The sequence below is a fragment of the Sorangium sp. So ce327 genome (assembly GCF_051530205.1).
Classification (GTDB): Bacteria; Myxococcota_A; Polyangia; order Polyangiales; family Polyangiaceae; genus Sorangium; species Sorangium cellulosum_B.
In genome coordinates, this window is sequence record NZ_CP150330.1 from 1,734,623 (window position 1) to 1,758,831 (window position 24,209).

The 24,209-nt window shown below is 68.4% G+C and carries 17 protein-coding genes; 4 read left to right on the forward strand and 13 right to left on the reverse strand.

The annotated features are described in order from the left end of the window. Positions 1-54 precede the first annotated feature (54 nt). Genes WME95_RS06440 through WME95_RS06460 form a run of 5 tightly spaced genes read right to left on the reverse strand, consistent with a single transcriptional unit; the run spans position 55 to position 5,549 of the window. Complete coding sequence (locus WME95_RS06440) at positions 55-1,386, reverse strand: methyltransferase domain-containing protein (protein ID WP_437907539.1); 1,332 nt, start codon at positions 1,384-1,386, stop codon at positions 55-57. 31 nt (positions 1,387-1,417) lie between these two features. Next, on the reverse strand, positions 1,418-2,242 hold the full coding sequence (locus WME95_RS06445) for a class I SAM-dependent methyltransferase (RefSeq protein ID WP_437907540.1): 825 nt from the start codon (positions 2,240-2,242) through the stop codon (positions 1,418-1,420). 19 nt (positions 2,243-2,261) lie between these two features. Continuing rightward, on the reverse strand, positions 2,262-3,851 hold the full coding sequence (locus WME95_RS06450; RefSeq protein WP_437907541.1) for an MFS transporter: 1,590 nt from the start codon (positions 3,849-3,851) through the stop codon (positions 2,262-2,264). Positions 3,852-3,898: 47 nt separating this feature from the next. Further along, on the reverse strand, positions 3,899-5,098 hold the full coding sequence (locus tag WME95_RS06455) for an FAD-dependent oxidoreductase (RefSeq protein WP_437907542.1): 1,200 nt from the start codon (positions 5,096-5,098) through the stop codon (positions 3,899-3,901). Next, positions 5,091-5,549 (reverse strand): Rrf2 family transcriptional regulator, encoded by a 459-nt coding sequence (locus WME95_RS06460; protein WP_437907543.1) that lies wholly within the window; start codon positions 5,547-5,549, stop codon positions 5,091-5,093. Before WME95_RS06460 ends, WME95_RS06455 begins: the two co-directional genes overlap by 8 nt. A gap of 133 nt (positions 5,550-5,682) precedes the next feature. On the opposite strand from WME95_RS06460, the gene WME95_RS06465 reads away from it, so the two are divergent. Genes WME95_RS06465 through WME95_RS06475 form a run of 3 tightly spaced genes read left to right on the forward strand, consistent with a single transcriptional unit; the run spans position 5,683 to position 8,792 of the window. After that, on the forward strand, positions 5,683-6,891 hold the full coding sequence (locus WME95_RS06465) for an efflux RND transporter periplasmic adaptor subunit (RefSeq protein WP_437907544.1): 1,209 nt from the start codon (positions 5,683-5,685) through the stop codon (positions 6,889-6,891). Position 6,892: 1 nt separating this feature from the next. After that, the gene (locus tag WME95_RS06470) at positions 6,893-8,113 is read left to right on the forward strand and encodes an ABC transporter permease (protein ID WP_437907545.1); all 1,221 of its coding nucleotides are present in this window, start codon (positions 6,893-6,895) and stop codon (positions 8,111-8,113) included. Beyond that, positions 8,106-8,792, forward strand: coding sequence for an ABC transporter ATP-binding protein (locus tag WME95_RS06475; protein ID WP_437907546.1), 687 nt, complete (start codon positions 8,106-8,108; stop codon positions 8,790-8,792). Before WME95_RS06470 ends, WME95_RS06475 begins: the two co-directional genes overlap by 8 nt. A 158-nt stretch (positions 8,793-8,950) precedes the next feature. Here the strand turns inward: WME95_RS06475 and WME95_RS06480 are convergent, their stop codons facing one another. Next, positions 8,951-9,865 (reverse strand): AraC family transcriptional regulator N-terminal domain-containing protein, encoded by a 915-nt coding sequence (locus tag WME95_RS06480; RefSeq protein WP_437907547.1) that lies wholly within the window; start codon positions 9,863-9,865, stop codon positions 8,951-8,953. A 378-nt stretch (positions 9,866-10,243) separates the two neighbouring features. After that, the gene (locus tag WME95_RS06485; protein WP_437907548.1) at positions 10,244-12,085 is read right to left on the reverse strand and encodes a GmrSD restriction endonuclease domain-containing protein; all 1,842 of its coding nucleotides are present in this window, start codon (positions 12,083-12,085) and stop codon (positions 10,244-10,246) included. Positions 12,086-12,243: 158 nt separating this feature from the next. Here WME95_RS06485 and WME95_RS06490 point away from each other — a divergent pair, with 158 nt between their 5' ends. Continuing rightward, positions 12,244-12,474 carry a hypothetical protein gene (locus WME95_RS06490; protein WP_437907549.1) on the forward strand — a complete coding sequence of 77 codons (231 nt, stop codon included), beginning with the start codon at positions 12,244-12,246 and terminating at the stop codon, positions 12,472-12,474. A gap of 47 nt (positions 12,475-12,521) precedes the next feature. Here the strand turns inward: WME95_RS06490 and WME95_RS06495 are convergent, their stop codons facing one another. Genes WME95_RS06495 through WME95_RS06520 form a run of 6 tightly spaced genes read right to left on the reverse strand, consistent with a single transcriptional unit; the run spans position 12,522 to position 24,180 of the window. Beyond that, on the reverse strand, positions 12,522-14,729 hold the full coding sequence (locus WME95_RS06495; RefSeq protein ID WP_437907550.1) for a hypothetical protein: 2,208 nt from the start codon (positions 14,727-14,729) through the stop codon (positions 12,522-12,524). After that, positions 14,726-17,209 (reverse strand): AAA family ATPase, encoded by a 2,484-nt coding sequence (locus WME95_RS06500; protein WP_437907551.1) that lies wholly within the window; start codon positions 17,207-17,209, stop codon positions 14,726-14,728. The genes WME95_RS06495 and WME95_RS06500 overlap by 4 nt, the downstream gene beginning before the upstream one ends. 6 nt (positions 17,210-17,215) lie before the next feature. Further along, positions 17,216-18,796, reverse strand: a complete 1,581-nt coding sequence (locus tag WME95_RS06505; RefSeq protein WP_437907552.1) for a hypothetical protein — start codon at positions 18,794-18,796, stop codon at positions 17,216-17,218. Continuing rightward, positions 18,774-22,103: a DEAD/DEAH box helicase gene (locus WME95_RS06510; RefSeq protein ID WP_437907553.1), complete on the reverse strand. Its 3,330-nt coding sequence runs from the start codon at positions 22,101-22,103 to the stop codon at positions 18,774-18,776. Before WME95_RS06510 ends, WME95_RS06505 begins: the two co-directional genes overlap by 23 nt. Next, positions 22,100-23,500: a protein kinase domain-containing protein gene (locus tag WME95_RS06515; protein WP_437907554.1), complete on the reverse strand. Its 1,401-nt coding sequence runs from the start codon at positions 23,498-23,500 to the stop codon at positions 22,100-22,102. Before WME95_RS06515 ends, WME95_RS06510 begins: the two co-directional genes overlap by 4 nt. After that, entirely contained in the window at positions 23,497-24,180 is a 684-nt protein-coding gene (locus WME95_RS06520; protein ID WP_437907555.1) for a PP2C family serine/threonine-protein phosphatase, read from the reverse strand. Before WME95_RS06520 ends, WME95_RS06515 begins: the two co-directional genes overlap by 4 nt. Positions 24,181-24,209 lie beyond the last annotated feature (29 nt).

Sequence of the window (24,209 nt, forward strand, 5' to 3'; positions counted from 1 at the left end):
GAGACCGCTTCCAACCCGGGTTTGCTGCACACCGCCTTGCATCAGAGAGGATGCTCATGGGGCACGCTCCAGCGCGGCCTTGATTCCCTGGTGAAGGGAGGCCGACGCGGGGTTCTCTTCAAAGCTGACAGTCCTCAAGACGGAGTTATGGGCGACGCCGGTTCGCACCGCCTCCGCACCAGAGTCGCCGATCTCGTTGTGGCTCAGGCGCAGGATCCTGAGTGATGCGTTGTTGCGAAGCGCACCGCCGATGCTGGCCGCGCCGGCATCACCGATGTGGTTGTGGTTGAGGCTCAGCGCGATGACGGAGCTGTTGAACGCAAGTGCTCCCCCGATCGCAGCGCCGCCGATGTCGCCGATCTGGTTGCGACCCAGCCCCAGCTCAACCAGCGACTCGGATGAGCGAAGCGCCTCTCCGATCGCCGCAGCGCCAACGTCGCCGACTCGGTTCTCGTTGAGGCACAGCGTCGTCAGGGATGCGTTCGACCTCAAGGCATCGCCAAACGCCTTCCCACCAGCATCGTTGATCTCGTTGTTGAACAGCCATAGCTCTCTGAGCGCTTTGTTGGTGAGCAGAGCATTTGCGATCGCCACGCCGCCCATGTCTGTGATCTGGCAGCCGCCCATCGTCAGGATGGAGGTCGTGCTGGTCTCGAGCGCTCCAGCGATCGCCGCCACCTCGCTCTGCTGGAGCGCGCCGGCGACCGTCACCTCGACCTGTCCCGCGTGGAGCCGGTCCACCGCCTCCGCTGCGCTCACCCTCACGGCGTCCCGCTTGCAGACGACCTTGATGAATGGCAGGGTCGCGCCGTCACCCGCGGGCTCGTCGAACTCGGAGAGCTCAACCAATCCGTATGGGCCGAACTCTCGCTTCACCGATTCAGCGTCGTAGAAGTACATCGGAAGCCCAGGCAGGCGCTCGTACCAGTCGTCACCGAGTCTTGGCCCCTGTCCGTACATCGGGGCCTTCTTCGAGATGACCGTGAAGACCATGTGCCCACCGGGCTCGAGCTGGCGGTAGCAGTCACGAATGAGCTTCTGGCGGCCGCGCGCATCCAGGAGGTAGACGAGCCCATGGCAGAAGACGCCGTCGTACTTTCGGCGGTCGAAGGGCATGTCCGCGACCGAGCCGTGGACAATCGGGATCTCGAGCCCGAGGCGCGAGCGAGCGAGCTCGATCGCCGTCTCCGAGATTTCAATCCCCGCCACGGACATCCCGCGTTCGAGGAACGGTCTGGCATTTCTCCCGTAGCCGATGCCAGGTATCAGGACGCTCTTTGCGCCAGAGCGTATGAATGTGTCGCGCGCCGCCGAAGCCGACGCTGTCGGCGCGAGACCCCACATCAGTTGCTTCTTGTTGAACGCACTTTCCCAGAATTCGGTCACGATGTCTCACTCCTTCTTCGTGCTGAAGCGCTCATGGTCTTCGGTGCGCTTCCACGATGTATTGGTCGGGCAGGACGACCGGCGAGACGCCGGCGGAGAGGCCCGCGCTCTCGAGCGCCGCGATGACCGCTCCAGGCGCGACGCGCATCTCCTCCGGCGGACCGCGGTGAGCAGAGAGCTGGAAGTCCACGACGAACAGCCGACCACCGGGCTTGAGCGCAGCCGCGAGGTCGCGCGCGTACGCATCGCGGTCGCCGAGGTGGTGCCAGACGTGCACGACGAGGATGCGGTCAACGCTGCGGGCCGCAAGGCCCGAGGCCTCGGGCGTGCCTTGGATGGCGCGCAGGTTCGTGAGGCCTTCGCGGCGCGCGCGCTCACTCAGGAACCGCACCATGTCGGGTTCGATGTCCGTCGCGATCACCTTGCCCCGGGGGACCAGCCGCGAGAGCCGCACGGAGAAGTACCCCGTACCTGCCCCGACGTCGGCGACCGTCATCGCGGACTCGAGCTCCATGGCGCGCAGCACCTCGCCGGGGCGCTGCCAGTCGTCACGTGCAGGATCGTCGAGCACCTTGGTCCAAACGTCGGCGTCAGCGAAGACGTGGTGATGCCCGCCCGTCGAGTGACTCTCGTGGGCATGCGCAGCATGTGCGTGACGTCGCGGGTCTTGGGCCGTGGTCGGCGTCGGGGCTCGATTCGCCGCCGAGCTGCACCCAGCAGCGAGGGCAGCCGCAACGAGGGTTGTATTCAGATGCCGCATCGGCTCCTCGCTTTCTGAGCGCTCTTCAGGCGGCTCGGTTTGGTGCTCGTGTCGGGGTTCATCGCGCCTTCGGTCCTCGGCGTGGTCGCGGTTCATCTCGGTGGCGTCGCTGGGGTCAGGCCTCGCCCATCGGCGCGCTCGCTGCTGTCGGCGGACTTTCCACTGCGGTGGTTGCTGCTTCAGGACCGCGTATCAGCACGTAGATGAACAGGACGGCCATCACGATGACCCCGACCCACATTGCCTGCCGCCAGCCTTCGACGAATGCTTCCTGCGCCGCGCGGACAAGCGATGGCGAGTGAGGCGCTGCTCCCTCCGCCGCGGCGAGCGCGTTGGCGATGCCTCGGCGGGCGGCCTCGGCGGCTGCGGTTGGGACCGCGGGCAACCTGGAGTCGATGGCGCTCCGGTACCCTGCCGTGAGGATCGCGCCGAGGAGCGCGACGCCGAGCGCGGTGCCGAACTCCCTCGTGATGTCGTTGAGCGCGGACGCGACGCCTTGCCTCTCACGTGGCAGTGACACGGTGATCGCCTCGGTCGAGGGGGTCATCGACAAACCCATGCCGAGCCCCACCGCGAGCATGCCAGGCAGAACCGAGAGGTAGCCGCCGTCCACGGAGACCAGCGCCGCCATCATCCCGAGGCCAGCAGCTCCAAGGAGAATCCCGGACACCATCGTCAGGCGCGCGCCGACCCGCGCGGCCATGCGCGGCGCAAGTCCAGAGGAGGCCATGCTGAGGACAGCCATCGGCATGAGCGCGACGGTGGAGCGAAGCCCCGACCACCCGAGTACCGCCTGAAAGTACGGGTAAAGCGCGATGAAGATGCCAGCTTGCACGCCGAACACCGCGAGCAGGGACAAGGAGCCGCTGGTCAGGCCCCGCTTCCGAAAGAGCCTGAGGTCGAGCAGCGGCGCCTCTCGGCGTAGCTCCCACACCACGAAGCCGAGGGCGCCCGCGGAGCCGACGACGAGGGTCAGCAGAGTACTGGGCGACGACCATCCGCGCTCCGGCCCCTCGTGCAGGAGGAAGATGAACCCGACCACCGCGACGACGGAAGTCATGGCGCCGAGGACATCAAAGGTGCCTCGAGGGGCATCGCGCGAGTTGGGAACGGAGCGCGTGACCATGATGGCAGCGGCCAGCACGAGCACGAGTGGCAGGACGAAGAGCCATCGCCAGCTCGCGACGTCGACCAGCAGCGCCGACAGGAACATGCCGACGATGCCGCCGCCGCCCGCGACAGCAGACCAGATGCCGATCGCCTTGGATCGCTCTTCCGCCGGAAACGTGGATGTGATGACCGCGAGCGTTACGGGCATGATCATGGCCGCACCGACGCCGCTGAGAAATCGCGCCGCGAGCATCACGCCGGAAGAGGGAGCAAGCCCCGCAGCGGCGTTCGCGAGGCCGAAAACCACGAGGCCGGCGATCAGGACTGGCTTGCGGCCCCAACGGTCGCCAATGGCGCCGAGCGGCAGCAGCAGCGCGGCCAGTGTGACCGCGTAGATGTTGATCATCCAAATGACGTCGCTCTGTGAAGCGTCGAGCGCCACGGCGAGCTGCTGTTGCGCGACGTTGAGCCCCGAGACGGACGCAATCACTGCCATGAGGGCGACACACACACCGGCCAAGATCGCGCGACGCTGAGCGGGGGTGTGGATGAGTGGATCGGCAGTGCCAGACTGTGCGGTCGGATTCGTCTTCATCGTTTGTCTCACGGCACTTGGGAGTGCACGGGCATCGGGTATCGCGATTACCGGTCAGAGGAAGGGACACTGGGCGAGGTGTCGCCAGCGCCGCGCCCGACGGGCTCCGCGTCCTCGCCGAGTTCTCCGGAGGCCGCGCTCATCGCGAGATCGACGTTGATCATCGCCGCGGCGCGAGCACCGGCAGCCGCTGCCCAGATCGCGCCCTGCATCCGCGTGGTGAGGTCGCCTGCAGCGTAGACTCCCGGCATGGACGTCTCGCCTCTCATCGGGTCAGCGCGAACGTAGCCGTGCTCGTCGAGGGTCAGGCCCAAGGAGCCAACCAGCTCCACCTGGCGCTGCGCGGGATGCGTGAAGATGACAGCACAGGGCACGATGGATCCGGTCGACAACTCCACCGCTTCGAGGCGACGCTCCCGGGTGATGAATCGCCGCACCGGATCGGTCTCGATGCTGATTCCTGCGGCTCGGAGCCGCGCGCGGGTCTCCGCCGGAACGTCGAAGGTCCCGCTTGTGAACACGACAACGTCGCGCGTCCATCCGCGCGCCTGCAAGGCAAACGGAAGGAGCATCTGCGCGTCCGACGCGGTGACCAAGTATCCCCACCGCTGGTCCTGCACCTCCCAGCCGTGGCAGTAGGGGCACTGAAAGATGGCGTGCCCCCAGAGCTCGTCGAACCCTTGGATCGGAAGTCGCTCGTCGAGCATCCCGGTGCACAGCAGAACGCGCCGCGATCGGGCGACGCCCGACGTCAGACCGATCTGGAACGCGTCACGTGCCCCCGAGACGGACACGACCCGGACATCCTGGACGTCCACGCTCGGGTAAGCAGCGAGCTGCTCACGACCGATCCGCCGGAACTCCTCGGGGGATGTCCCGTCTCGCGTAACGAAGTTGTGGATGTGTTCTGCGGCTGCGTTTCGTCGCGAGCCAGAATCACAGAGCAGAACGCGCCTACGCGAACGCCCGAGGGTCAGCGCAGCGGCGAGGCCACCAGGTCCGCCTCCGACGATGACGACGTCGTACGGCGGTGCCGATCGTTCGGGTGTGTTCGTCGGGCGGACTGCAGCCCCTGACGCTGTCGCACAGCCGGGAGCGACGATCGCAGCCCCGAGAAGAGCGCCCGCCTGGAGGAAGTCACGCCGTGAGACGTCCCCGTTCCCGGCCTCGCCCGTGGCGCTCCTTGTGACTCCCGCAGGAACGACGCTCTCGACGAGGCTCTCGTCGTCCACCTTGCCGCTATTCATGCTTCCTCCCGCCGCTGCAGGCGCCACGGAGAGCGACCCGATTCCGCACGTCCTCGCCCAGCGTCGCGAGCGTCACCTCGCCGAGGCGCTCGAGAAGGAGCGCCTCCGCAGCATCAAAGGACTTGCCAAGCGCCGCGTTGACCGCCTGTTCAACGACGCACCCGGGGGCCTCCGTTCGGTTCCCGATTGCGAGCAGCGATGGCGAGCCAAGCGCGTCGTAGATGTCGCGCAGAGTCACCTTCGCCAGATCGCAGGACAGGACCCATCCCCCGCCATGTCCCTTCTCCGACTGGACGTAGCCGCGGTCACGGAGACCGCCCATGACGCGCCGGATCACCACCGGGTTGGTGTCCATGGCCTTCGCCATGTGCTCGGACGTCAGGGGGCCCTTGTGCTGCGCCATGTGCAGCAGGACGTGAAGCACGCCCGAAAGTCGGCTGTCTCGTCTCATGTAACTTACTATGTTGCATGAGGGGGCCGTCGTCAAGGGGAGGAGCAGGGCTGCCCGTCGAGCGACCGGCGACCTCGAGTCCGCATGACGGGCCTCGCTGGCCGCGCCGGATCGGTGGTAGACGGTTCGGCAGATGAGGACGCTCCTTCGGCGCCCTGGGCTCTGGATCCTGATCGCGTTGCTCGCGGTCTCCACGATCGTGATGGCGGTGCGTGCGCGCGGACCCAAGGTGAAGGTCGCCGTGGCCGCTCGACGGAACCTCGAGCAGCGCGTCGTCGCGAGCGGACGGGTGAGGGTGCCGACGCGCGTCCAGGTCGCGGCGCAGGTCCCGGGCCTCGTCGTCGCGGTCGGCGCGATCGAGGGGCAACGCGTGAAGGCGGGCGATCTCCTCGTGCAGATCGACGACGCCGAGGCGCGCGCGGCGGTGTCGCAGGCGAAGGCCGCCGTCGACCAGGCGAGCGCGCGCGTCGAGCAGCTCCGCCGCGTCGGCGCGATCGTCGCGACGGAGGCGCTCCGTCAAGCGGAGACGAACCTCGAGCGCGCCGAGATCGAGCTCGCGCGGGTGCGAGAGCTCTCGGCGTCGGGGGCGGTCGCTCAAGCCGAGCTCGACAACGCCCAGCACAGCGTCGAGCTCGCGCGCGCGCAAAAGGTCGCGGCGGAGGCGCAACGTATCGCGTCGACCCCGATGGGCGCGGACTCCCGCGTCGCGCTGACCGCGCTCCTCCAGGCGCAGGCGCAGCACGTCGGCGCGACCGTTCGCCTCGCGCAGACGCGGATCGTGGCGCATCAGGACGGCGTCGTGCTCACGCGCTCCGTGGAGCCCGGCGACGTCGTGCAGCCGGCGCGGACGTTGATGGTGCTCGCCGCGGACGGGAGCCCGCAGCTCGTCTTTCAGCCCGATGAGCGGAACCTCGCGTGGATCGCGCTGGGGCAGAGGGCGCGCGCGTCCGCGGACGCCTATCCGCAACAGGTGTTCGACGCCGAGGTGAGCTACATCGCGCCTTCCATCGATCCGCAGAGAGGCAGTGTCGAGGTGCGCCTCGCGGTGCCGCGCGCGCCGGCCTTCCTCTTGCCCGACATGACCGTCTCCATCGATCTCTCGGTCGCTCGGCGCGAGAGAGCGCTCGTCGTTCCGAGCGACGCCGTGCGCGACGCGGCGACGCCGGCGCCCTGGCTGTTCGCCGTCGAGGGCGATCGCCTCGTGCGCAAGGACGTGAAGCTGGGCATTCGCGGAGAGGGCGCCGTCGAGGTCGTCGAGGGCCTCGGCGAGGGGAGCGTCGTTGTGTTGCCGGACGGGCGGATCCATGCGCCGGGCCAGCGCGTGCGCGCGGAGCTCGATTGAGATGCCGTTCGAGTGGTTCGTGGCGCTCCGTTACCTGCGCGACGCGAAGGGGCAGACCGCGCTGATCCTCGCGGCGGTGTCGGTGGGCGTGAGCGTGATTGTCTTCCTCTCCGCGCTGATCAACGGCCTCCAGCTGTCGCTCATCGACAAGACGCTCGGCTCGCAGCCGCACATCACGTTGCAGGTGCAGCGCGAAGCGGCGCGCCCGCTCGTCGACCCCTCGAACGATCTCGCCGTCGCGCGCTCCGTGCAGCCCGCGCCGCAGCGCCTTCGCTCCATCGACCAGTGGCCGCTCGTCATGGCCGACGCGGAGCGCACCGCCGGCGTCGTCGCCGCGTCGCCGGCGATCGTGGGCGCCGGCTTCGCCGTCCGCGCCGAGGCGAAGAACGCCGTCGTCGTGCGCGGCGTCGATCCCGAGCGCTTCCTCGCGATCATCGACGTCCGGAGGCGCATGCGCGGGGGCCGGTTCGACGTCGCCGGGGGCGACGCGGTCATCGGCGCCGTGCTCGCGGGCGAGCTCGGCGTCGGCGTCGGCGACAAGATCCGGATCACGACGACCGAAGGGGTCGACGATGTCGTCGCGATCACGGGCGTCTTCTCGCTCGGCAACGAGGCGGTCGACAGGACGTGGGTGATCACGTCGCTCCGCAGGGCGCAGACGCTCTATGCGCTCCCCGGCGGCGCGACCTCGATCGAGCTCAAGGTCGCCGACGTGTTCGCCGCGGAGGCCGTCGCGGGCGAGCTGCGCGGGAGGACGGGGCTGAAGGCGGACAGCTGGATGAAGATCAACGCCGAGCTGCTCACCGGCCTCTCGGCGCAGAGCAGCTCGAAGAGCATGATCCAGTTCTTCGTCGTCCTCGCGGTCGCGCTGGGAATCGCGAGCGTGCTCATCGTGTCGGTCGTCCAGAAGTCGCGCGAGATAGGCGTCCTCCGCGCGGTCGGCACGTCGCGGGGCCGCGTCCTGCGCATCTTCCTGATCCAGGGCGCGGTGCTCGGGCTCCTCGGGTCGTTCGTCGGATCGGCGCTCGGGGCGCTCCTGTCGAAGCTCTTCGAGGGCCTCGTGCGCGGGCCCGACGGCGCCCCGAAGTTCCCCGTGCAGCTCGATCTCGAGCTCTTCGTGCTCGCGACCGCCCTCGCCATCGGCGTGGGGCTCCTCGCCGCCGTGCTGCCGGCGCGGCGCGCCTCGATGCTCGATCCGGCGTCGGCGATCCGCAATGGCTGATCCGCTGCTCGTCGTCGAAGGCGTGGTGAAGGAATACGGTCAGGCCGTCGTCTCGCGCGCGCTCGACGGAGTCGATCTCCGGCTCGAGAAGGGCGAGTTCGCCGCGCTGATCGGCCCGTCCGGCTCCGGCAAGAGCACGCTGCTCAACATCATCGGCCTGCTCGACCGGCCGACGCGCGGGCGCGTGGTGGTCGACGGCAAGGACACGACGGGGCTCGACGAGGCGAGCGTCACCCGGCTTCGCGCGCGGACGCTCGGCTTCGTGTTCCAGTTCCATCACCTCTTGCCGATGTTCACCGCGCTGGAGAACGTGATGCTGCCCGCCTGGGGCGACGAGGGATTCCCTTCGTCGGCCATGAAGGCGCGCGCGGCCGAGCTGCTCGGAGCGGTGGGGCTCGCCGACCGGATGAACTTCAGGGCGACCGCCCTCTCGGGCGGCCAGCAGCAACGCGTTGCCATCGCGCGCGCGCTGTCGCGCCGACCGCCGCTCGTCCTCGCCGACGAGCCGACAGGGAACCTCGACACTGAGTCGTCGGCGGAGGTGTTCGCGCTGATGCGGCGGTTCAACCGCGAGATGGGTACGACGTTCCTCGTCGTCACGCACGATCCCCGCATCGCCGGGCAGTGCGACCGCGTGATCGAGATCGTCGACGGGCGCATCGCCAGCGACCGCGCGTGACGGGTGGTGGCCTGATTGGCCCCGGAGTGATTCACATGAACGCGGGAAGGCGGGAAGATTATTGTTCTTTTCTTCCCGCCTTCCCGCCTTCCCGCCTTCCCGCCTTCATGTTCAAATTAGGCCACCACCCCTGCTCGGCGGCCGAACGGATACCGCGCTCACGACGCGCGTGAAGCCTTGCGGAGATCGTTGCGCGGTGAAGTCCCGAATTGCCGCGTGTACTCCCGGCTGAACTGCGACAGGCTCGAGTAGCCGACGCGCATGCCCGCGGTCGTCACATCGAGGCCTTCGACCACGAGCGCCCGCCGCGCCTCCTGGAGCCGAAGCTGCTTCTGGTACTGGAGCGGCGACATCCCGGTGAGCGCCTTGAAGTGGTGGTGCAACGACGACACGCTCATCCCGCTCACGCGCGCGAGCTCGTCGAGCCGGAGCGGCTCTGCGAAGTTCTCGCGCAGCCAGCGAGCCGCTGTGTGCGCCTTCGCCTCGCCGCTCTTGCCGGCGACCAGATGCAGCATGCGCTCGCCGCACGGGCCTCGAAGCAGGTGGTAGGCGATCTCCTCCTCGAACAGGGGTCCAAGCGCAGGAGCATCGCCTGGACGATCGAGCAAGCGCACGAGGCGGAGCGTCGCGTCGAGCAGCTCGGGGGGCGCCCGGTCGACCGCGACGCCGCGCACAGCGCCGCTGGTCCTCACGACCCGCTGCACGTCGATCCGGTCCAGCAGAGCGCCGATCCGTTGCGGGTCGAGAGCGAGCCCGATGCCGAGGTTCGGACGGTCTCGGCTCGCCGTCGTGACCGAGGAGTGCACGGGCAAGTCGGCCGAGACGACGAGGTAGTCACCGACGCCGTAGCGGTAGGTGTCCGAGCCGAGCAAGAGGCTCTTCGCTCCCTGCGCCACGAGCGCGAAGCACGGCCACTGAACCGTGAAGTACGGCTCTGACGGGCGCGACTTCCGGCTGATGTGGAGGTGCGGGAGCACCGTCGTGAACTCGCCGTCGCTCGGCGTTTGGCTCGCGACGGCCTTCGCGATCTCGCTGCGTATTCCGGTCGACCCGGCCGCCCATTCCGCTGGCACCCGGCCACCCGTTTCGGTGACCCGGCCAGCCCGGCGGCGGCCGGGTCACCGGAACGGGTGGCCGGGTGCCGCCGGAATCGGTGGCCGGGTCACCGGAACGGGTGGCCGGGTCACGCCAGAATACGCACTTCTTGTTTCCGAGGGGTTCGCGCGTCGGCTGCGTGCGCGCGTGCCCTTGGCGCGGGCGGACAAGGAGAGCGCCGTCGCGAGCGTCGCGCCCGCCGCGGACAGCTTCTCGCCTCTCTCTCGGCATCCGCCGGGGAGAGAGGGGCTGAGGCCGATTGACCGGGGCCGCTCAACATGAGCCGCGAGCGCGCGGAGCTCACGGGCGCATGGAGATGGAGCGGCACCGACGACGACGCACCTGCTGACCGGGGCTCAGGCGTCGCTATCGCCCTCGTCCTCATCCTCGTCGTCTGCGGCGATCGGCAGCGCCTCGGTGGAGGCCTTGCCCATGGCCCGCTCCACGAGCCCGAGGAGCGCGGCTTTGCGGGCTGCATAGAAGGCCTCGAACGAGTCGGCGCGCAGCAGCGCGGGATCGATGGCGTGGCTCTTCAGGATGGCGTCCATCGCGGCGCCGTCGAGCTGGACCTGCGCGTGGGACTGGATCTGCGCCAGGTACAGCGAAGGTGCCCTGCCGCCGATCATCCTGTTCGCCTTGTACGAGATCGCCGTCTTGTTGATGATCGCGTCGAAGATGCGCGGCGGGATGCCGCGCTCCTCGCACCACTTCTTCGGGAAGATGTGGTGGATGTCCAGCTTCACATCATCAAGGTCGAGATCGACCATCCGCGCCTTCCAGAAGAAGTCACAGGCCCCCTCGCGCTGCAGCAGCACGTACAGGCCGCGGTAGGCCGCGCTCGTGCGCGAGCGGAGGGTGTCGAGTCGGTTCGGGTTGAACCCCGCGGCCTGGACCGTCGCGGGCTCTGGCGCCGAGGCGTCTTCGATCCACGCCATCAGCTGCTGGACATCGAGCGCGATGCGGGTCTCCACCGCCCCGCCGTAAAGCTCGCCCAAGACGCCGCACCAGAACCAGCGTGCGAGCTTCGCCTTGATCTGTGGCTCGAGCCATCGCTCGCCGAGGCGCGCGAGCACGGCCGCGAGCGGCGTGAGCTGCGTGCGGTACGGGAGGAACTTCGGGTGATGAAACCCTTCGCTGCGGAGGAAACGCTCGGCCTGCTCGAAGCCCTTGCTCAGTAGCTCCGACCACTTCTGGTAGGCGGCGAGCGGCATCTCGAGGATGTGCTCACGTTTGGCCGTGACGCCGGTAGCCTCCTTTGCTGAACGTCCTGCTGCGAGGTCCTGCGCGCGGCGCTCGGAGGAGTGCAGGAGCGAGACGCCCTGAAGGAAATCCGTCGGCTGGAGGTCGCGCAGAAGCGGCCGCTTGCTGAGACGAGCATGCCGGCCCGCGTGACCGCGGCCGCCGAACCAGTCGTCACGAAGGTTGAACCCATCGGCAGCCCACGTCGCCGTGACGAGCTCGAAGACCGAGAGCGGAACGCCCCCGGTGTTCACCTTCTCGAACACCAGGCAGACGGCTTCCTTCGAGGTCTCCTTCTTCAGGCTGATGACCGGCAGCATGTAGCTGCGGAACGGTTCGACCACCTGGCGCCGGAACTTCATGAAGCGGACGAGCTTGTCCGGAGCCCTCTCCGAGAGGAGCTGCTCCCAGTCGTCCGAGTTCAGGATCTGGCTACACGGGAAGTGGAACGCCTCGAGCTCCTTCTCACGGGTGCTCAGGTCGAGGTCGACCTTGCGCCCGAACTCACTTCGCAGGGTCCGCTGCTCGTCGACGGCGACGATCGCATCCGCCAGTGACTCAGGGCCCTCGAGCGCCTTCTCGATGTTGAAATAGTAGTGGAGGCGGAGCTCCTTCTTCTTCGCGTCCCGGGTCGCAACTGGCCTGTCGAGCTTGAGGACCTGGGTGAGCGACGTGAGGCGTTGCTGCCCGTCGAGGATCAGCTCTTCGGCGAGGCGCGCGGACTTGGGCGGCAGCTCGACGCCCTCGACGGGCCGGACCTGGAACCGGGCCTCGCCCCCGGTCTCGAGGAGCATCACCGCGCCGATCGGGAAGGAGCGCGCGATGGAGACGAGCAGGGATCGAATGTGCTCGTCATCCCACACCCACCCCCGTTGGAAGTCGGGCAGCTGCAGCTTGCCCTCCACCACCCTGGAAAGGAGCACGCTGAGCTGGGTCTTGGTCGAGTCGAAGGTGGACATGAGCACCGATGGCGGACGGCCGCGCCGCGAGGGATCGAGGATATCCCAGGAACCGTTCCGGGTACACTGAGCCGTTCGGCCACTGTGCGAGGGGCCTGCGCTCAACCTTCGGAGCTCACCCCTCCAGTTTCCTGCTCCACGTCGATGCCATCCGCCAGGTGCTCGATCGCCGCCGCGCCGAGCGCCGCCTGCCGCTTCCGGTCTCGATCCCTGTCACGCGCGGCCAGCACGCCGAGTCCGTCGTCACGCTCGTCGACCGGCTCGTGCACAGCGCGAGGAACGGCTGGAAGGTGATCCCGGCGCGGTGCGCGCCGACCAGGAAGCCGCGCTCGGCGCTGCAACTCGCGCGCGAGATGATCGCCGCCCCGGACCGCGCCGACCGCCTGTGACGCGCTGCGGTAAATGGCCGCTTCATCGAAGAGCGGCTATTCGAGACCTACGCGGCGGTGAGCGCATCCCGGCGGCAGTGGCCGCAGGACGGGCACACGAACCCGATCTCCGCGCCGACGACCCAGGGCACCGCGAGCACGTCGGCACCCAGCGTCCGGTCGACCCACCCCGGTTCGCCGGCCAGCGTCGTCCAAGCCGTTCCGTGGAGCCGCAGCACCGGGATCGACCTCGCGCAGCGACCGCAAGCGATCGTCCCCCACGTCGTCGAGCAATCGGAGCATGTGCAGGAGAAGTGCTGGCCCATCGGCTTGAAGTCGCGCCGCGCGTCCGCGCGCGTCTTGCATGTCGGACATCCGAGCAGGTCGTCGACGAGCCCAACCGCGTTCGCCAGGTCACGCTCAAAGCGCCGGAGTGCTTCGAGCCTCTTCTCCGCATACGTGATCTCCGCGTTCAGTTCCTTCTTGCGCGCATTGACTGCGCCCGTGGCCCCACGATCTCGAACCGCCTCGCGCAGCTTGAGAGAAACGCTCTCCCGCTCTTCCTCGAGCCGCTTGAGCTGAGCCGCAGCGTCATCGACGAATTGCCTGGCAGGCAGCGCATCGTTTTCCAGCGGTGCGCGTACGATGCGGAGCTGGTTGCCCACGACCTCGAGCCACGTGTGCCCGCGGCTCAGTTCCGACAGCTCCGGCCGCGCGATCGTCGGTGGGTACGCGAGGAACGCCGGGGCAGTCGTGACCCAGCGAAGCTGGCGTGCCATTCGCTCCACGCTGCCGATGTCCCACGGGGACACCGGCAAGAAGCCGACTCCTCGCCGACCGTCTCTTCCGGCCTCGTGGGCAAGCGAGCGGAGCCGCACAGCAAGCTCCGGGGCGAGGTGCTCGAACGCGGCGGCCTCGGAAGGTGACGGGTAGAGGATGACCGTCGTCGCGCCAGTGCCAGCGTGTGCATCCGCGTCGGCGAGCACGCCGCGAAGCTGCTCGTCATCGAGTGCCGCGAGCGAGCTGCACAGAGGGACGATGCGCAGCGGCTCGATGCCCTCTCCTTGAAGCGAGATTGCGCCGTCCGACGTGCCCCACCACAGGCGCGCGACGCGCGAGCCGTGGCGCACCTCTGCCTCGCGATCGGCGAGCGACCGCTCGAGGTTGATCGGCTCGAACCCGAGGTGGTCGAGCGCCCGAAGCGTCAGCAGAAGCGCGAAGCTGTCGAACGAGCGACAGAGATCCTGCATCTCCTCGAGGTACGCGCGCGGCCGGACGGCCCGCTCCTGCCCGAGCCGAGCCCACCCGAGCCAGAGCTCAGCGACGCGCCGATAGTGCGCGTCGTCGCTCAGGATGTTTGTCATCGTGAGCGTGGTGCCCACCGTCGCTCGTCGCGGGACCTCTCGGTACAGCGCCGAGTCCTTCAGCCCGGAGATCGTGAACAGGAGGTGCTTCAGTTGCCCGAGGGTGCGCTCGGCCTTCCGCTTCGCTTCACTCGCGTCGAGCGTTTCCCCCCACAGCTTGTAGATGCGCCCCCGGCGCCAGTGCGAGCCGCCCGCAGCCGCGCCGTGGTTCCCACCAGCCTCCTCGAATACACGCAGGAGCCGAGTCACCTCGTGAACGCGCCGGCGCAGGTACACCACGAGGTGGTCGACGAGCCGGACCGCGACGCGGTTTTCGTAGATGTCGCACTGGTCCTCGCGCACGGTGGCGAGGATCCTCCTGGGGACCACGGAGCGCAGCGTCGGTCGCTCCCAGTCCTCCGTGTGCGCCGCGAGGTAGTTCGCGGCCTGCGCCGGAAACCGTCGGGCGCGCGAGACGGCCATCCGCTCGACCTCGACGCGCAGGTGCGTACGCGGCCTCCGGCACACCTCTTCGAGATGCCCGACGTTCTCCTTGAGCAGTTGCTCGAAGCGCTGAAACTCAGCGCGGTTCGACATGCCCGGAACCAACGGCGAGACGTCGAGCATGTCGAGCCACGTCCCGCTCTGGTCGACCAACTCACCCAAGCTGCGCCCGACGGTACGAATGCTCGCGGCGTCCAGCGGGTCCAGCATTTGATTGCGCGGGAAGGTGCCCTCCACACGCTCGGAGCCTCGCAACAGGTGCCAGCGTCCAGCCGACTCGGGCACCAGGAACATGCCGTCGTGCGCCGGGAACGAGTTCATGAACAGCTCGCCCGGGGCGCCCTCGCGCACGACGAAGCGGCCCAGCAGCGCAGCGCCGCTGCGCGCTTCGTCGATGGCGCCGAGTCGGTCGTGGACTCGAATGCTCACGCTTCTTCCTCTGCTCCGAGTCGACGCAGCTCGTCGCGAACGATGGCCGTAGAACGTACCGCGTCCGCCGTCCTGTCCACCTTCGGCCAAGCCTCCGCGATCCGCTCGCTCAGGGCCGTGAGGTCCTCGGGCCGCGTGTCGTGCCGGTCCCGGACCTTGCGCAGGAGCTTCGTGGCGAGGATGTGGTCGACCGCCTCGCCGACCGTTCCTCCTGCCGCGACAACGACCGGAACGAAGTCGAGCATCTGCCGCTCGAGACGGTTGCCCCACCCAACGCCGAAGCGGCGGCCGAGGAGGTCCGCGAACGAGCTGTCGAGGAAGGTGTACGCCTCCTTCGCCTTCGCGGAGTGGACCTCGTGCGCCTTCGCGAACGCCGACCGAAGTGCGTCGAACGAGACCGGCGGCCGAGCGGGCAGGCGTTGCGGCTGGAACTGGGCACGATTCCGCGGCAGCTCCATCACGTGCGCACGGTCGTAAGTCTTGTCCGCGAAGTCCTTAGTCGTCTCGTCATGATTCGCGGTGCCGACGAACCACACGTTCTGCGGGATCGTGAGGGTGCGGCCGTTGCGGAGGTGGGCAGGCGCAGGCGCGACTGGCGCCGTCATGAGATCGAGCTTCTGGAGGTGAGGGTCCTGCTCGAGCGCCGAGAGCAGGTCGGCGAAGTACTGCTCGGGGTGTGAGAGGTTCATCTCGTCGAGCACGACGATGTTGACGAGGCCCGCGTAGCGAGGGCACTGCGCGCGGTAGAGCGCCTGCAGGAACTCCGATTCGTAGAAGCGACGCTCGAAGGCGTTGAAGTGGCCGACGAGGTCCTGCCGGTCACGCCATCCGGCTTGCACCTCAACGAGGGTCGAGCCCGCCCCGAGTGCCCGCGCCACAGCAAGAGGAAGACTCGTCTTGCCGGTACCGCTGATGCCCTGCAACAGATGGAGGCGACTCATCGCGAGGCCGCCCAAGAAGCAGCGGAGGTCTCGGAGCTCGTAGAACAGCACCTTGTCCGGGTTGCTCGGATCGATCGCGATGCGGTGCTGGAGTTCCTGACAGAAGGCCTTGAGGTCCGGGATCTCGTCCGTCACGGGAGTCTGCGTTTGCAGGCCGCTGTCCGCGTCCATCTGGCTGCACGCCGGGAACGGACTGCCCCCATCGGCTCGACGAATGCGCTCGTCGACGTCCTTCCGCAGGTCCTCGAGAGCCGCGTGGAGGAGATCGCGCCCGGTCTCCAGCGCCGCCTTCTGATCGCGGAGCGTCTCGAGTTCGGTGACCGCGATGGATGCCTTCGCCAGCGCCGTCCTCGCCGCGACGCTCTCCTGCATGAGCCGGGCGCGCTCTGCTCCCCATTGCTCTTGCGCGCGCTCCAGGGTGGCGAGGCGCTCCGTGACGTCCTGGTTTGGGCGCTTGGCGAGTTGCGCCTTGAGGGAGTCCCGCTCCCTCGTGAGAGCGTCCAGCTCCTTCTTCACCTCTTCGAGCGGGCGATTGCCCAGCGCGCGCTCTGCCTCGTCATGAAGACGCAGTTTTTCATACAACTCGTCGCGTCCCGCCTGAGCGCTCGCGAGTCGCGCTTCGAGGTCCTGCTTTTTGGCCTTCGCAGCCTCGAGTTCATGGGCGGCTCGCCGGGCGACGCGCTCGTCGAACGCCTCGCGGTCCTCGCGCAGAATATCGCGCTCCAGCTCCACCTGAGCGGCTCGCTTCTTAAGGTCCGCGCGATCCTTCGTGAGCTGCTCACGTTCGAGCCGGATGCGCTCGGCGCTCGCACGCTCGCTCGCAGCGATGGTCGCCTCGTGGGCGGCGAAGGACTGCCGCAGCTCCTCACGCCTGCGGTCGTCCTCGGCGCTTCGCTCGGCTTCCCACGCCGCGCGCTCCTTCGCGATCTGCGCCCGCGCCTTGGACAGCTCTTCGCGTAGGGTCGCGGCTTCCTCGTCGAGCTGTCGCAGCGAGGCCCTGCGCTCGACCGCGAAGCCCGCTTCCGCATTCAACTCCCTGTCGCGGACGTTCTTCTGGCGCCCTTGGAGGTCGAGATCTCGCGACTGGAGCTTCGCCTCGACTTCCTGCAGTCGCTCCTGCTCTGCCTTGAGGGCACGCGCGGATTCCTCGAGCGCCGCCGCGCGCGTCTTCAGCCCCTCATCCCGCGTCAGCACGTCCTGCTCGAGGGTAGCGAGCTCCGTCTCGCGCTTGACGACGCGTTCGACCCGGGCCCGGCACAGCGCCAATGTCTCGTCGACCAGCTTCGCGGCCGCGACGAGGTCGAGGGGCGAAGCCTCGGGCGACGGAGGCGCAGCGAGAGCGATCGCCATGTCCGCTTCCGTAGCCGCCGCGATGGCGCTCTCGTTGGCGGCTCTAACGACGGCAAGCGCGGCCTCGGGCGTCTGCGGCACCACGGGAGCCGCCGCGACGACGGGCTGGACGGAGGTCATGGGCGAGGAGTCGGGAGCCTTGGCCTGCTGATACTGCTGCTGATGGCGGTGCTTGTTCTTCTTGCTCATGTTCTGTCAGGTCCTCGCGGAGTCGAGCGGCTGGCCGAGGCCGGAGAGCAGACCAACGGCGCGGTGGACGTCGGCGACGACAGGTAGCACCGACTGGAGGGATGGGCGCTCGGCGCCGGCGTGAACCGCACCGCCAGCCCTCGCGACGCCGTCGAGCAGCTCGAGGAGCTTCGGCTCTCGAGCTGCGGCGCGACGGAGCGGGTGCGCGCGGTCGTCGCGCGCAGCGAGCACGGCGGCGATAATAGCGCTGCGGAGACGCCAATTGCCGTCGGGGTAGCACGCGGCCTTCACGTGATTGGGCTTCACGCGAGCGAGCGCCTCGGGCAGCGGTACGTGAAAGCCAACGGCCAGCGCCGACGCCTCATAGACGCCTCGGCAGTACACCTCGTCCTCGACAGGCCGACGATCGGTGTAGACGCGTCGCCAGACTTGGCACGGAGGGTGGTGCTCAAAGAGCGCGCTGAACGTAGCCTCAAGGGCGCGCCGAGCGTCACCGACGAGCGCGCGGAGCTTGTGGTCCGGGCACGAATCGCCCAGCAGCCCGGCCTCGACGTGGGCGTACTCGAGCGCGACGATGGCTTCGTACTGCGGCAGGTCGCGCGCGCTGATAGACAGCGCCTTCTCGACGTTGTTGATCGCCAACGCGCGAATCTCGCCCGCCCAGCGCTGCTGCGCCTCGATCTGCTCGTCGAGCGAGCGGCCGATCATGCCCTCGAGCACAGAACGGAGCCCCGGTGACGACCGCATCTCGCGCTCGAGTGCTCGTCGTAGTGTCGGGCTGACGCCGAGTCCGAAGGGGTCGCACGCGTGCCACTCGCCCGCGAGGTCGCCGGACTCGGGCAGGTACATGAAGCTCGTGACGAACACCGGCGTGGGCCGATCGTCCACGAGCGAGACGCGCTCGAGAACGACGCTGCCCGCGTGCGCGAACGTGTCGTCCTCGTCGGCGCTCTCATAGGACTCCGAGCGTCGAAGCGCGGAGCGATGCCGACGGGTCACGCGAACGATGTCAGAAGCTCCTGGCGCCGGAGGCGGCGCAAGGTCGCCGGGGAGCACCATGAAAGCTCGCTCCCGGCGCGGCTTACCCTTCGAGCCGAGCACGAGATCGGGGAAACCGGTATTGGGGTTCTGCTGCAGCTCGACGTAGTCGAGCTTCTCGACGAAGCGCGGCCAGAGGTCCCCGGACCACGGATCTTGGAACACGTGGCCTGTGACCATCCGGCGCGCATCGAGCGACTCCTCCTCGAAGAGCTCGCGCCCCTTCTCCGTCGGTAGCCCGTTGCTGCCAAGCAGCCGGCGCTCCTGCAGCTCCAGGTAGATGAGCGCTGCGAGGTCGGCGTGAATGTGAAGCCGCTCGCCCATGCGTTGGACGTTGGTCACACCCGCACGGCACATCCCCAGCACCGCCTTCTGGAGGACGTTGAGCTCGCGATCGCGCACCTCGGGGGCAACCACGCGGTACATCAGCGCGGGCCAGAGTACGAAGCGGCGCTCGCTCCACCGCGTCCGCTGGTTCGTGCTCGGGTCCTTCGGTAGGCGCGGCCCGAAGTGGAGGACCGGCGCCTCACGCTTGAACAGCAAGGCCATGCTTCCCTCCACAGAGTTCACGGAACGCCACGAGGCCGTGCAACGCCTTCTCGGACGCTTCGCCCCTCAGCATCGCCGAGTCTCCGACCACGACGAGAAGCCGTTGCTGCCGGCTCATCGCAACGCAGAGACGGTTCTCGAGCATCAGGTGGCCCAACTTTCGTCGGAGCGAGCGCTCATCCGTCACGGGCAGGTCGTTCGACCTCGTCATCGACAAGAACACGACGTCGAACTCCTTGCCCTGGAAGGCGTCGACGGTTCCCACGCGCAGTCGCTCGATGAGCCGCCCGTCCTCGCTGCGCGTCTCGCGCCATGAGTCCTTCACGCGGTAGGAGCCGTCGTCGAGCCGCTCGGACATCCCACGCTTCTCCATCGCGCGCAGCACCTCGTCAGCCTGCGCGGAGTAGAACGAGATGGCGCCGAAGCTGAGATCTCGGCGCGCGGTGGCGAGGCGCTCGACCTCCTTCGCGATCCACTCGGCCTCGACAGCGCGCCGCTTGCTTTGACCACCATGCTCGCGGCCGCGAGACAGAGGCATGTCCACCCACGCGGCAACGTGCCCGGCGTACCCCGGCAGGTCGTGAACGAACTCCTCCGGGCGGCGTGGCGACTCGAAGCCCTCGCGATACGGAGCATAGAACGTGTCGCTGACGAACGCCCCGAGCACAGGGTGCATCCGGTACTGCTTGTCGAGCGTGACCGTGCGCTTGATGCCGTCCTTCGCCTCGCGCTCCTTCATGGCCTGGAACAGGCGCTCGAAGAGGCTGCGACGCAGCGCGGTCCTCGTCGCGTCGGAGACTGATTGCTCGAGCTGGCTCTCGATGTCGGGCTCGAGGATGTGCGGTAGCTGGCGATGATCGCCGACAAGGATGATGCGTCGCTCGGCGCGCGACATCGGGATGAGCAGGTCGAGCGGGTTGGCGCGCGCGGCCTCGTCGACGATCACGTTCGCGAAGACCGTGTCTTCGCCCTTCGCTTGGCTCATCTGGAGGCCGACCGACTGCTGGCAGGTGGCAGCGAGCACGACGGTGTACTTCCGCACCGCGTCGCGGACAGCGTCGATGTCGTTCTCCAGGTCGTTGAGGTACTCGTAGAGGACCGCGTCCTCGCCGCCCGCTGACTCGCGAGCCTTGGTGTAGAGCGCGTCGACGATCTCCGGCAGGAGGCACTCGAGGTCGCTGTGGACCATCGGAGCGCCAACGGGCCTCTCGGCCGAAAGAAGATCGATCAGATTCTCCTGCAGCGCCTTCAGCTCGCGGAGGAACGACGGCGCATCGTCGCTGGTCCATTCGGCTGCCTCTCTCAAGGCCCGGTGCTTGCCCTCGTCGTACAGGCCCATGCGCTGAAGACGCAGGAGGGCGCGGCTGGCGTTCCGAGGACCATCGTCGCCGAACGCGACGGGGGCGGTACGCAGCCCACGAACTGCCTTGAGGGCAAGGGCGCGCTCGTCGTCCTCGGAATCATCGATCTGCGGGGAGCGCGACAGCTCCTGACGAAGCACGGCAAGCCGGTCGTTCAGGGGGGGCGGGACGTAGCTGCGGCAGAGGTCCTGGACCTCGCAAACGACGCGCAGCGACTCGCCGGTCGTGAGCGGCGAGGCGACGTAGGCGGCGGCGAGCGTTCTGACCTTGCGCAGCACCTCGGTCACGGGGCGCTCGGGGAGGGTCGAAAGGTCAGCGCGCACGGCGTCAGCTCTCTCCCGTCGCCAGCGATCGAAGCCGTCGCTCTGATCTGTGGTCCCTCGCTTGCGGCCCACCTTGATCGCTGGGAGGCCGAACACGAGGGTCCGTGACGCCGCGTTCTCGACGGCGTCGTGTTGGTAGCTCGTGAGCAGGGTCTGACCAGCGAGCTCGTCCTCCGAGAGCTCCGCGAGGCGGGCCCCAAGGGCAGCGATCGTCTTCGTCTTGCCGGTGCCCGGCGGTCCCTGGATCAAGGCGATGTCGGGCGTGTTGAGCGCGACGCGCAGCGCCTCCACCTGGCGCGCTGTGGGCTCGCCGCCGAACACCGCGCGCGCGGCGATGGAGAGCGGGTCCTCCGCCTTCCTCCGGCGCTCGGGTACGGCGCTTCCCTCGAGCAGGAGCCCAAGCTGTGGCATCGGGCATTCGGCCGACGCGATGAGCGACTGCGCATGTTCACGACGTTCGAGGCGCTTGCGATCGCCACTCACGCTCAGGAACAACACGCCGCTTTCCGGCGGCTCCCGGTCGTCGCTGTCGAGCGGCGGCCGCAGGTCGATCGTGCGCCGCTGGGGCTCGGCCCCGGAGAAGGCGCCGACGAAGATCCGCGACCGTTGGGACCGCGCGGGGGCGTCGTCTGTGGTAGTCGTCGCAGCGTCCTCAGTCGCGTGCTGCAGCTCGGGCGGCGGATTCTGAGCGGCCTCGAGAACGACGTCCTCCGCATGGCGCAACACATCGAGGGCGGTCTCGAGCTGCTTCGTGTCCTCGACGAAGAAGCGCCACCGCCCGTCTCCCTGTAGCAGCCGCTTGCTGTACCGAAGCCAGCCGAGAACTCTCGCGCGGCGAAGCACGCTTTCGCGTTCGAGCTTGTTGTACTCCTTCCAAACGTTGAGATAGCTACCGGCCTGCTCGACGAGCTGATCGAGCTGCGTCCGCGCCGTGCCGCGAAACGCACCCGCGATGGTCGCGTCGCAAAACTGAATGCGCCCGAGTACCAGGACCACCGGGCGGCGCTCGTCGGGAGAGCTGCCGCGCTTCGCCTCCACGACTCGGGTGGCAAGCAGCTTGTCGTCGCGCCCCTTGGCGACGTCGACCGCGTATCCACGGCCGTGAAGCCGGAAGGCGCCGCTCTGGTCGGTCTCCGGCCTCGGGCTTCCCGAGAGGAACACCCTCGAAGTGCCATCGTCGGCTTGGAGCAGGAATCGATCGTTCAGCCACTCGGTGGCTTCCGAAGCCGTGACGCTGCGGCCGAGCTTCTGCCTCACCTGCTCGACGAGCTTGTCGTCGACGCCGATGTCGACCTGGTCCGGCCAGTCGTAGCGCGCGGGGAACTCGTGGACCTGCACCAGTACCGCTTCGCTCTTCTTGCCCTTTGGGTGAACGGAGGCGACCCAGGCTACGCGAGGGAGATTGCGGTCCCGGAGTCGCTGGAGCGCCTCGATCGCGCGCTTGTCAGCGCCGACGACGCTCCATGCGCTCGCGCCGATCCGCAGCAGCGAGTCGCCGGTGACGTCGGAGAACTGCAGAGCCGCCTCCGCGCGAGCATCGATGGCGACGTCGAAATCGGCTGCCGCGCCCGGCACGACCTCGATGGTCGAGACCTCTCCCGAGGCCAGGTCGTTGATGTTCATCGGGTTCCTGTCGGCCGAAGTTCGAAGTTCACGACGCGGTGCAAACTGTCGGGAGGGCCGAGGTGAAGACGCCGTGACGCGATGCCCGGCTCGAGCCGGATCTCCTTCGCGCGGTCGTTCACCTCGGTGTCGTGCCCCCCGCTCGGAGACGAGAGCCGATACCGGCCTCCATCGACGCTGCGCAGCGAGAGTCGGGAACCTGTGAGCCGCAGCTCGACGACAGGGCGAGCACCAGCGGCACCGTCGCGACCTTGCGCGAGGCGCTGCGTGACCGAGACAGTCTCGCCGTCGGTCAATGCGAGCACCGCAGCGACAACCGCGCGCCGCCGATCACCGGCGGGCTTCTGCAGAAGCTCACCACCTGGACCGATGGTCGGGTCCCACAGATTGAAGGCGGCGGTGGCGAACGCAGGCCGAAGCTCGTCACACCACGGGCAGAGCTTTTCCGTGAAGTAGTAGGTCCCCTTGCACGACGAGCAGGACAGCGTCGCATCGGCCGCGCCGTGAAGGCACTCAGCCCACTCGGAGACCCCCGGCCGCTTCGCTGGGTCTCGAAGCCCTGTGCCGAAGGCGCGGCCTGCAACGTCGAGGAGCTTGCGAGACAGGACCCAAGGGCGCGGGATGCCATAGGAGGCGCGGTTGGCGTCGTCGGTCGGGTCGTCGATCCAGGGGAGCTGACCGCTCAGCGCCTCCTCCTCGTGCTGGGGCGGTCCATCGTTGACCGCATCCCCGATCAGCGGGTGGGCGAGCGACAGCGTCTGGAACGCGAGCACACCGAAGGCGTGCGCGTCCGTGAGCGAGTTGACGCCGCTCGTGCACCGCACGAGCTCGGGCGCGCCGTAGCCCGGCGTGTAGACGGCGGGTACGCCCGCGACCGACGTGTAGTGGATGTTGTCCGAGTCGATGAAGCGGACCTCCGTCGCCGCGGGGCTCGCCGAGACGAAGATGTTGTGGGGCGAAGGGTCGGAGTAGACGAGCCCCTTGCCGTGAAGACCGGCGAGCACGTCGGCGCTGCGCGCGAGGAGCCGGAGTCGGCGCCGGAGGCCACCGCCCGCGAGGTACCACGCGGCAGGCGAGCTCTCGTCCTTGGGCACAGCACCAAGCGCCTTCAGCGGCTGCATCCCGGTGAGCAACTCCATCACGTAGCCGAGCACCGGCTCGCGAAGCACCTCGATGGGCCGGGCGATCTCGAGATCGGCGAGGGAGAGCCGCTTCACCTGCGTGAGCTGGTTTCGCAGGCGCTCACGCCGAGTAGCCGAAGCGTCGAAGACGATCTTCGCGGCGAGCCGTCCGCCGTCCACCTCGTGAACGGCCCCCTGGCCTCCGCGCCCCAATTGCCGGAGTAGCGAATAGCGCACACCGTTGATGTCGGTGACCTGGCGCGGAGCAGAAGTCATGCGAGCACCGCCTCTCGCTGGGCGAGGACGACGAGGGTCTTGTCATCGGTGTGGCGGGGCGTGGGCCAGTCCTTCAGCTCCCGCTGGAGGGCCCGCCAGCGCTGGCTGGGCGCCATGCCGGCGAAGTCGTCCATGAGCCACTGCACGAAGCCGTCGATGCGCTCGGGAAGTAGGTCGTCAGCGACCCCGTCAGTCGCGAGCACGACGACGTCCCCGCTCGCGCTAGGGAAGCTTCGGCTCGTCCACGACGCCGAGTGACCGAGGGCGGCGGTCTCGTTGGCGAAGCCGCCCGAGCGCGGGCCCACGATCCACTCCAGCCCAAGCCTCGTTCGTAGCAGCGCGAGGCCATCGCCGATCGCCGCCACGTGAAGCTGCCCGTAGGCGTGCGCGAGCGCGAACAAGCACGTCGCCGCACAGTCACGAGCAGTCGACGGAGCGATGAGCGAAAACCATACTGGCTCGATGCGAACAAGGAGTTCGTCCAGGTCACGCGCGCCTGCCTTGTGCCACGAGCGCACTGCGGCGAGCACCGCCCGGCAGGCCATCTGCGCGCCTCGGCGGGCTTCGCGCCGAGAGCCCATCCCATCGCTGACGACGACCAGCGTCCCGAACGCACCACGAGCTCCGAGCCAACTGTCCTCGCTGGGCTTGCCTTCGGCGCGATGGCGCGGTCCGACCACGCTGGCGCCGAAGTAGTCGTCGGGTAGGC

Coding starts and splice junctions, on each gene's coding strand:
- WME95_RS06445 (WP_437907540.1), bottom strand. CDS start 2,242: ATGAACCGCGACCACGCCGAGGACCGAAGGCGCGATGAACCCCGACAC.
- WME95_RS06450 (WP_437907541.1), bottom strand. CDS start 3,851: ATGAAGACGAATCCGACCGCACAGTCTGGCACTGCCGATCCACTCATC.
- WME95_RS06455 (WP_437907542.1), bottom strand. CDS start 5,098: ATGAATAGCGGCAAGGTGGACGACGAGAGCCTCGTCGAGAGCGTCGTT.
- WME95_RS06460 (WP_437907543.1), bottom strand. CDS start 5,549: ATGAGACGAGACAGCCGACTTTCGGGCGTGCTTCACGTCCTGCTGCAC.
- WME95_RS06465 (WP_437907544.1), top strand. CDS start 5,683: ATGAGGACGCTCCTTCGGCGCCCTGGGCTCTGGATCCTGATCGCGTTG.
- WME95_RS06470 (WP_437907545.1), top strand. CDS start 6,893: ATGCCGTTCGAGTGGTTCGTGGCGCTCCGTTACCTGCGCGACGCGAAG.
- WME95_RS06475 (WP_437907546.1), top strand. CDS start 8,106: ATGGCTGATCCGCTGCTCGTCGTCGAAGGCGTGGTGAAGGAATACGGT.
- WME95_RS06485 (WP_437907548.1), bottom strand. CDS start 12,085: ATGTCCACCTTCGACTCGACCAAGACCCAGCTCAGCGTGCTCCTTTCC.
- WME95_RS06500 (WP_437907551.1), bottom strand. CDS start 17,209: ATGAGCAAGAAGAACAAGCACCGCCATCAGCAGCAGTATCAGCAGGCC.
- WME95_RS06505 (WP_437907552.1), bottom strand. CDS start 18,796: ATGGCCTTGCTGTTCAAGCGTGAGGCGCCGGTCCTCCACTTCGGGCCG.
- WME95_RS06510 (WP_437907553.1), bottom strand. CDS start 22,103: ATGAACATCAACGACCTGGCCTCGGGAGAGGTCTCGACCATCGAGGTC.
- WME95_RS06515 (WP_437907554.1), bottom strand. CDS start 23,500: ATGACTTCTGCTCCGCGCCAGGTCACCGACATCAACGGTGTGCGCTAT.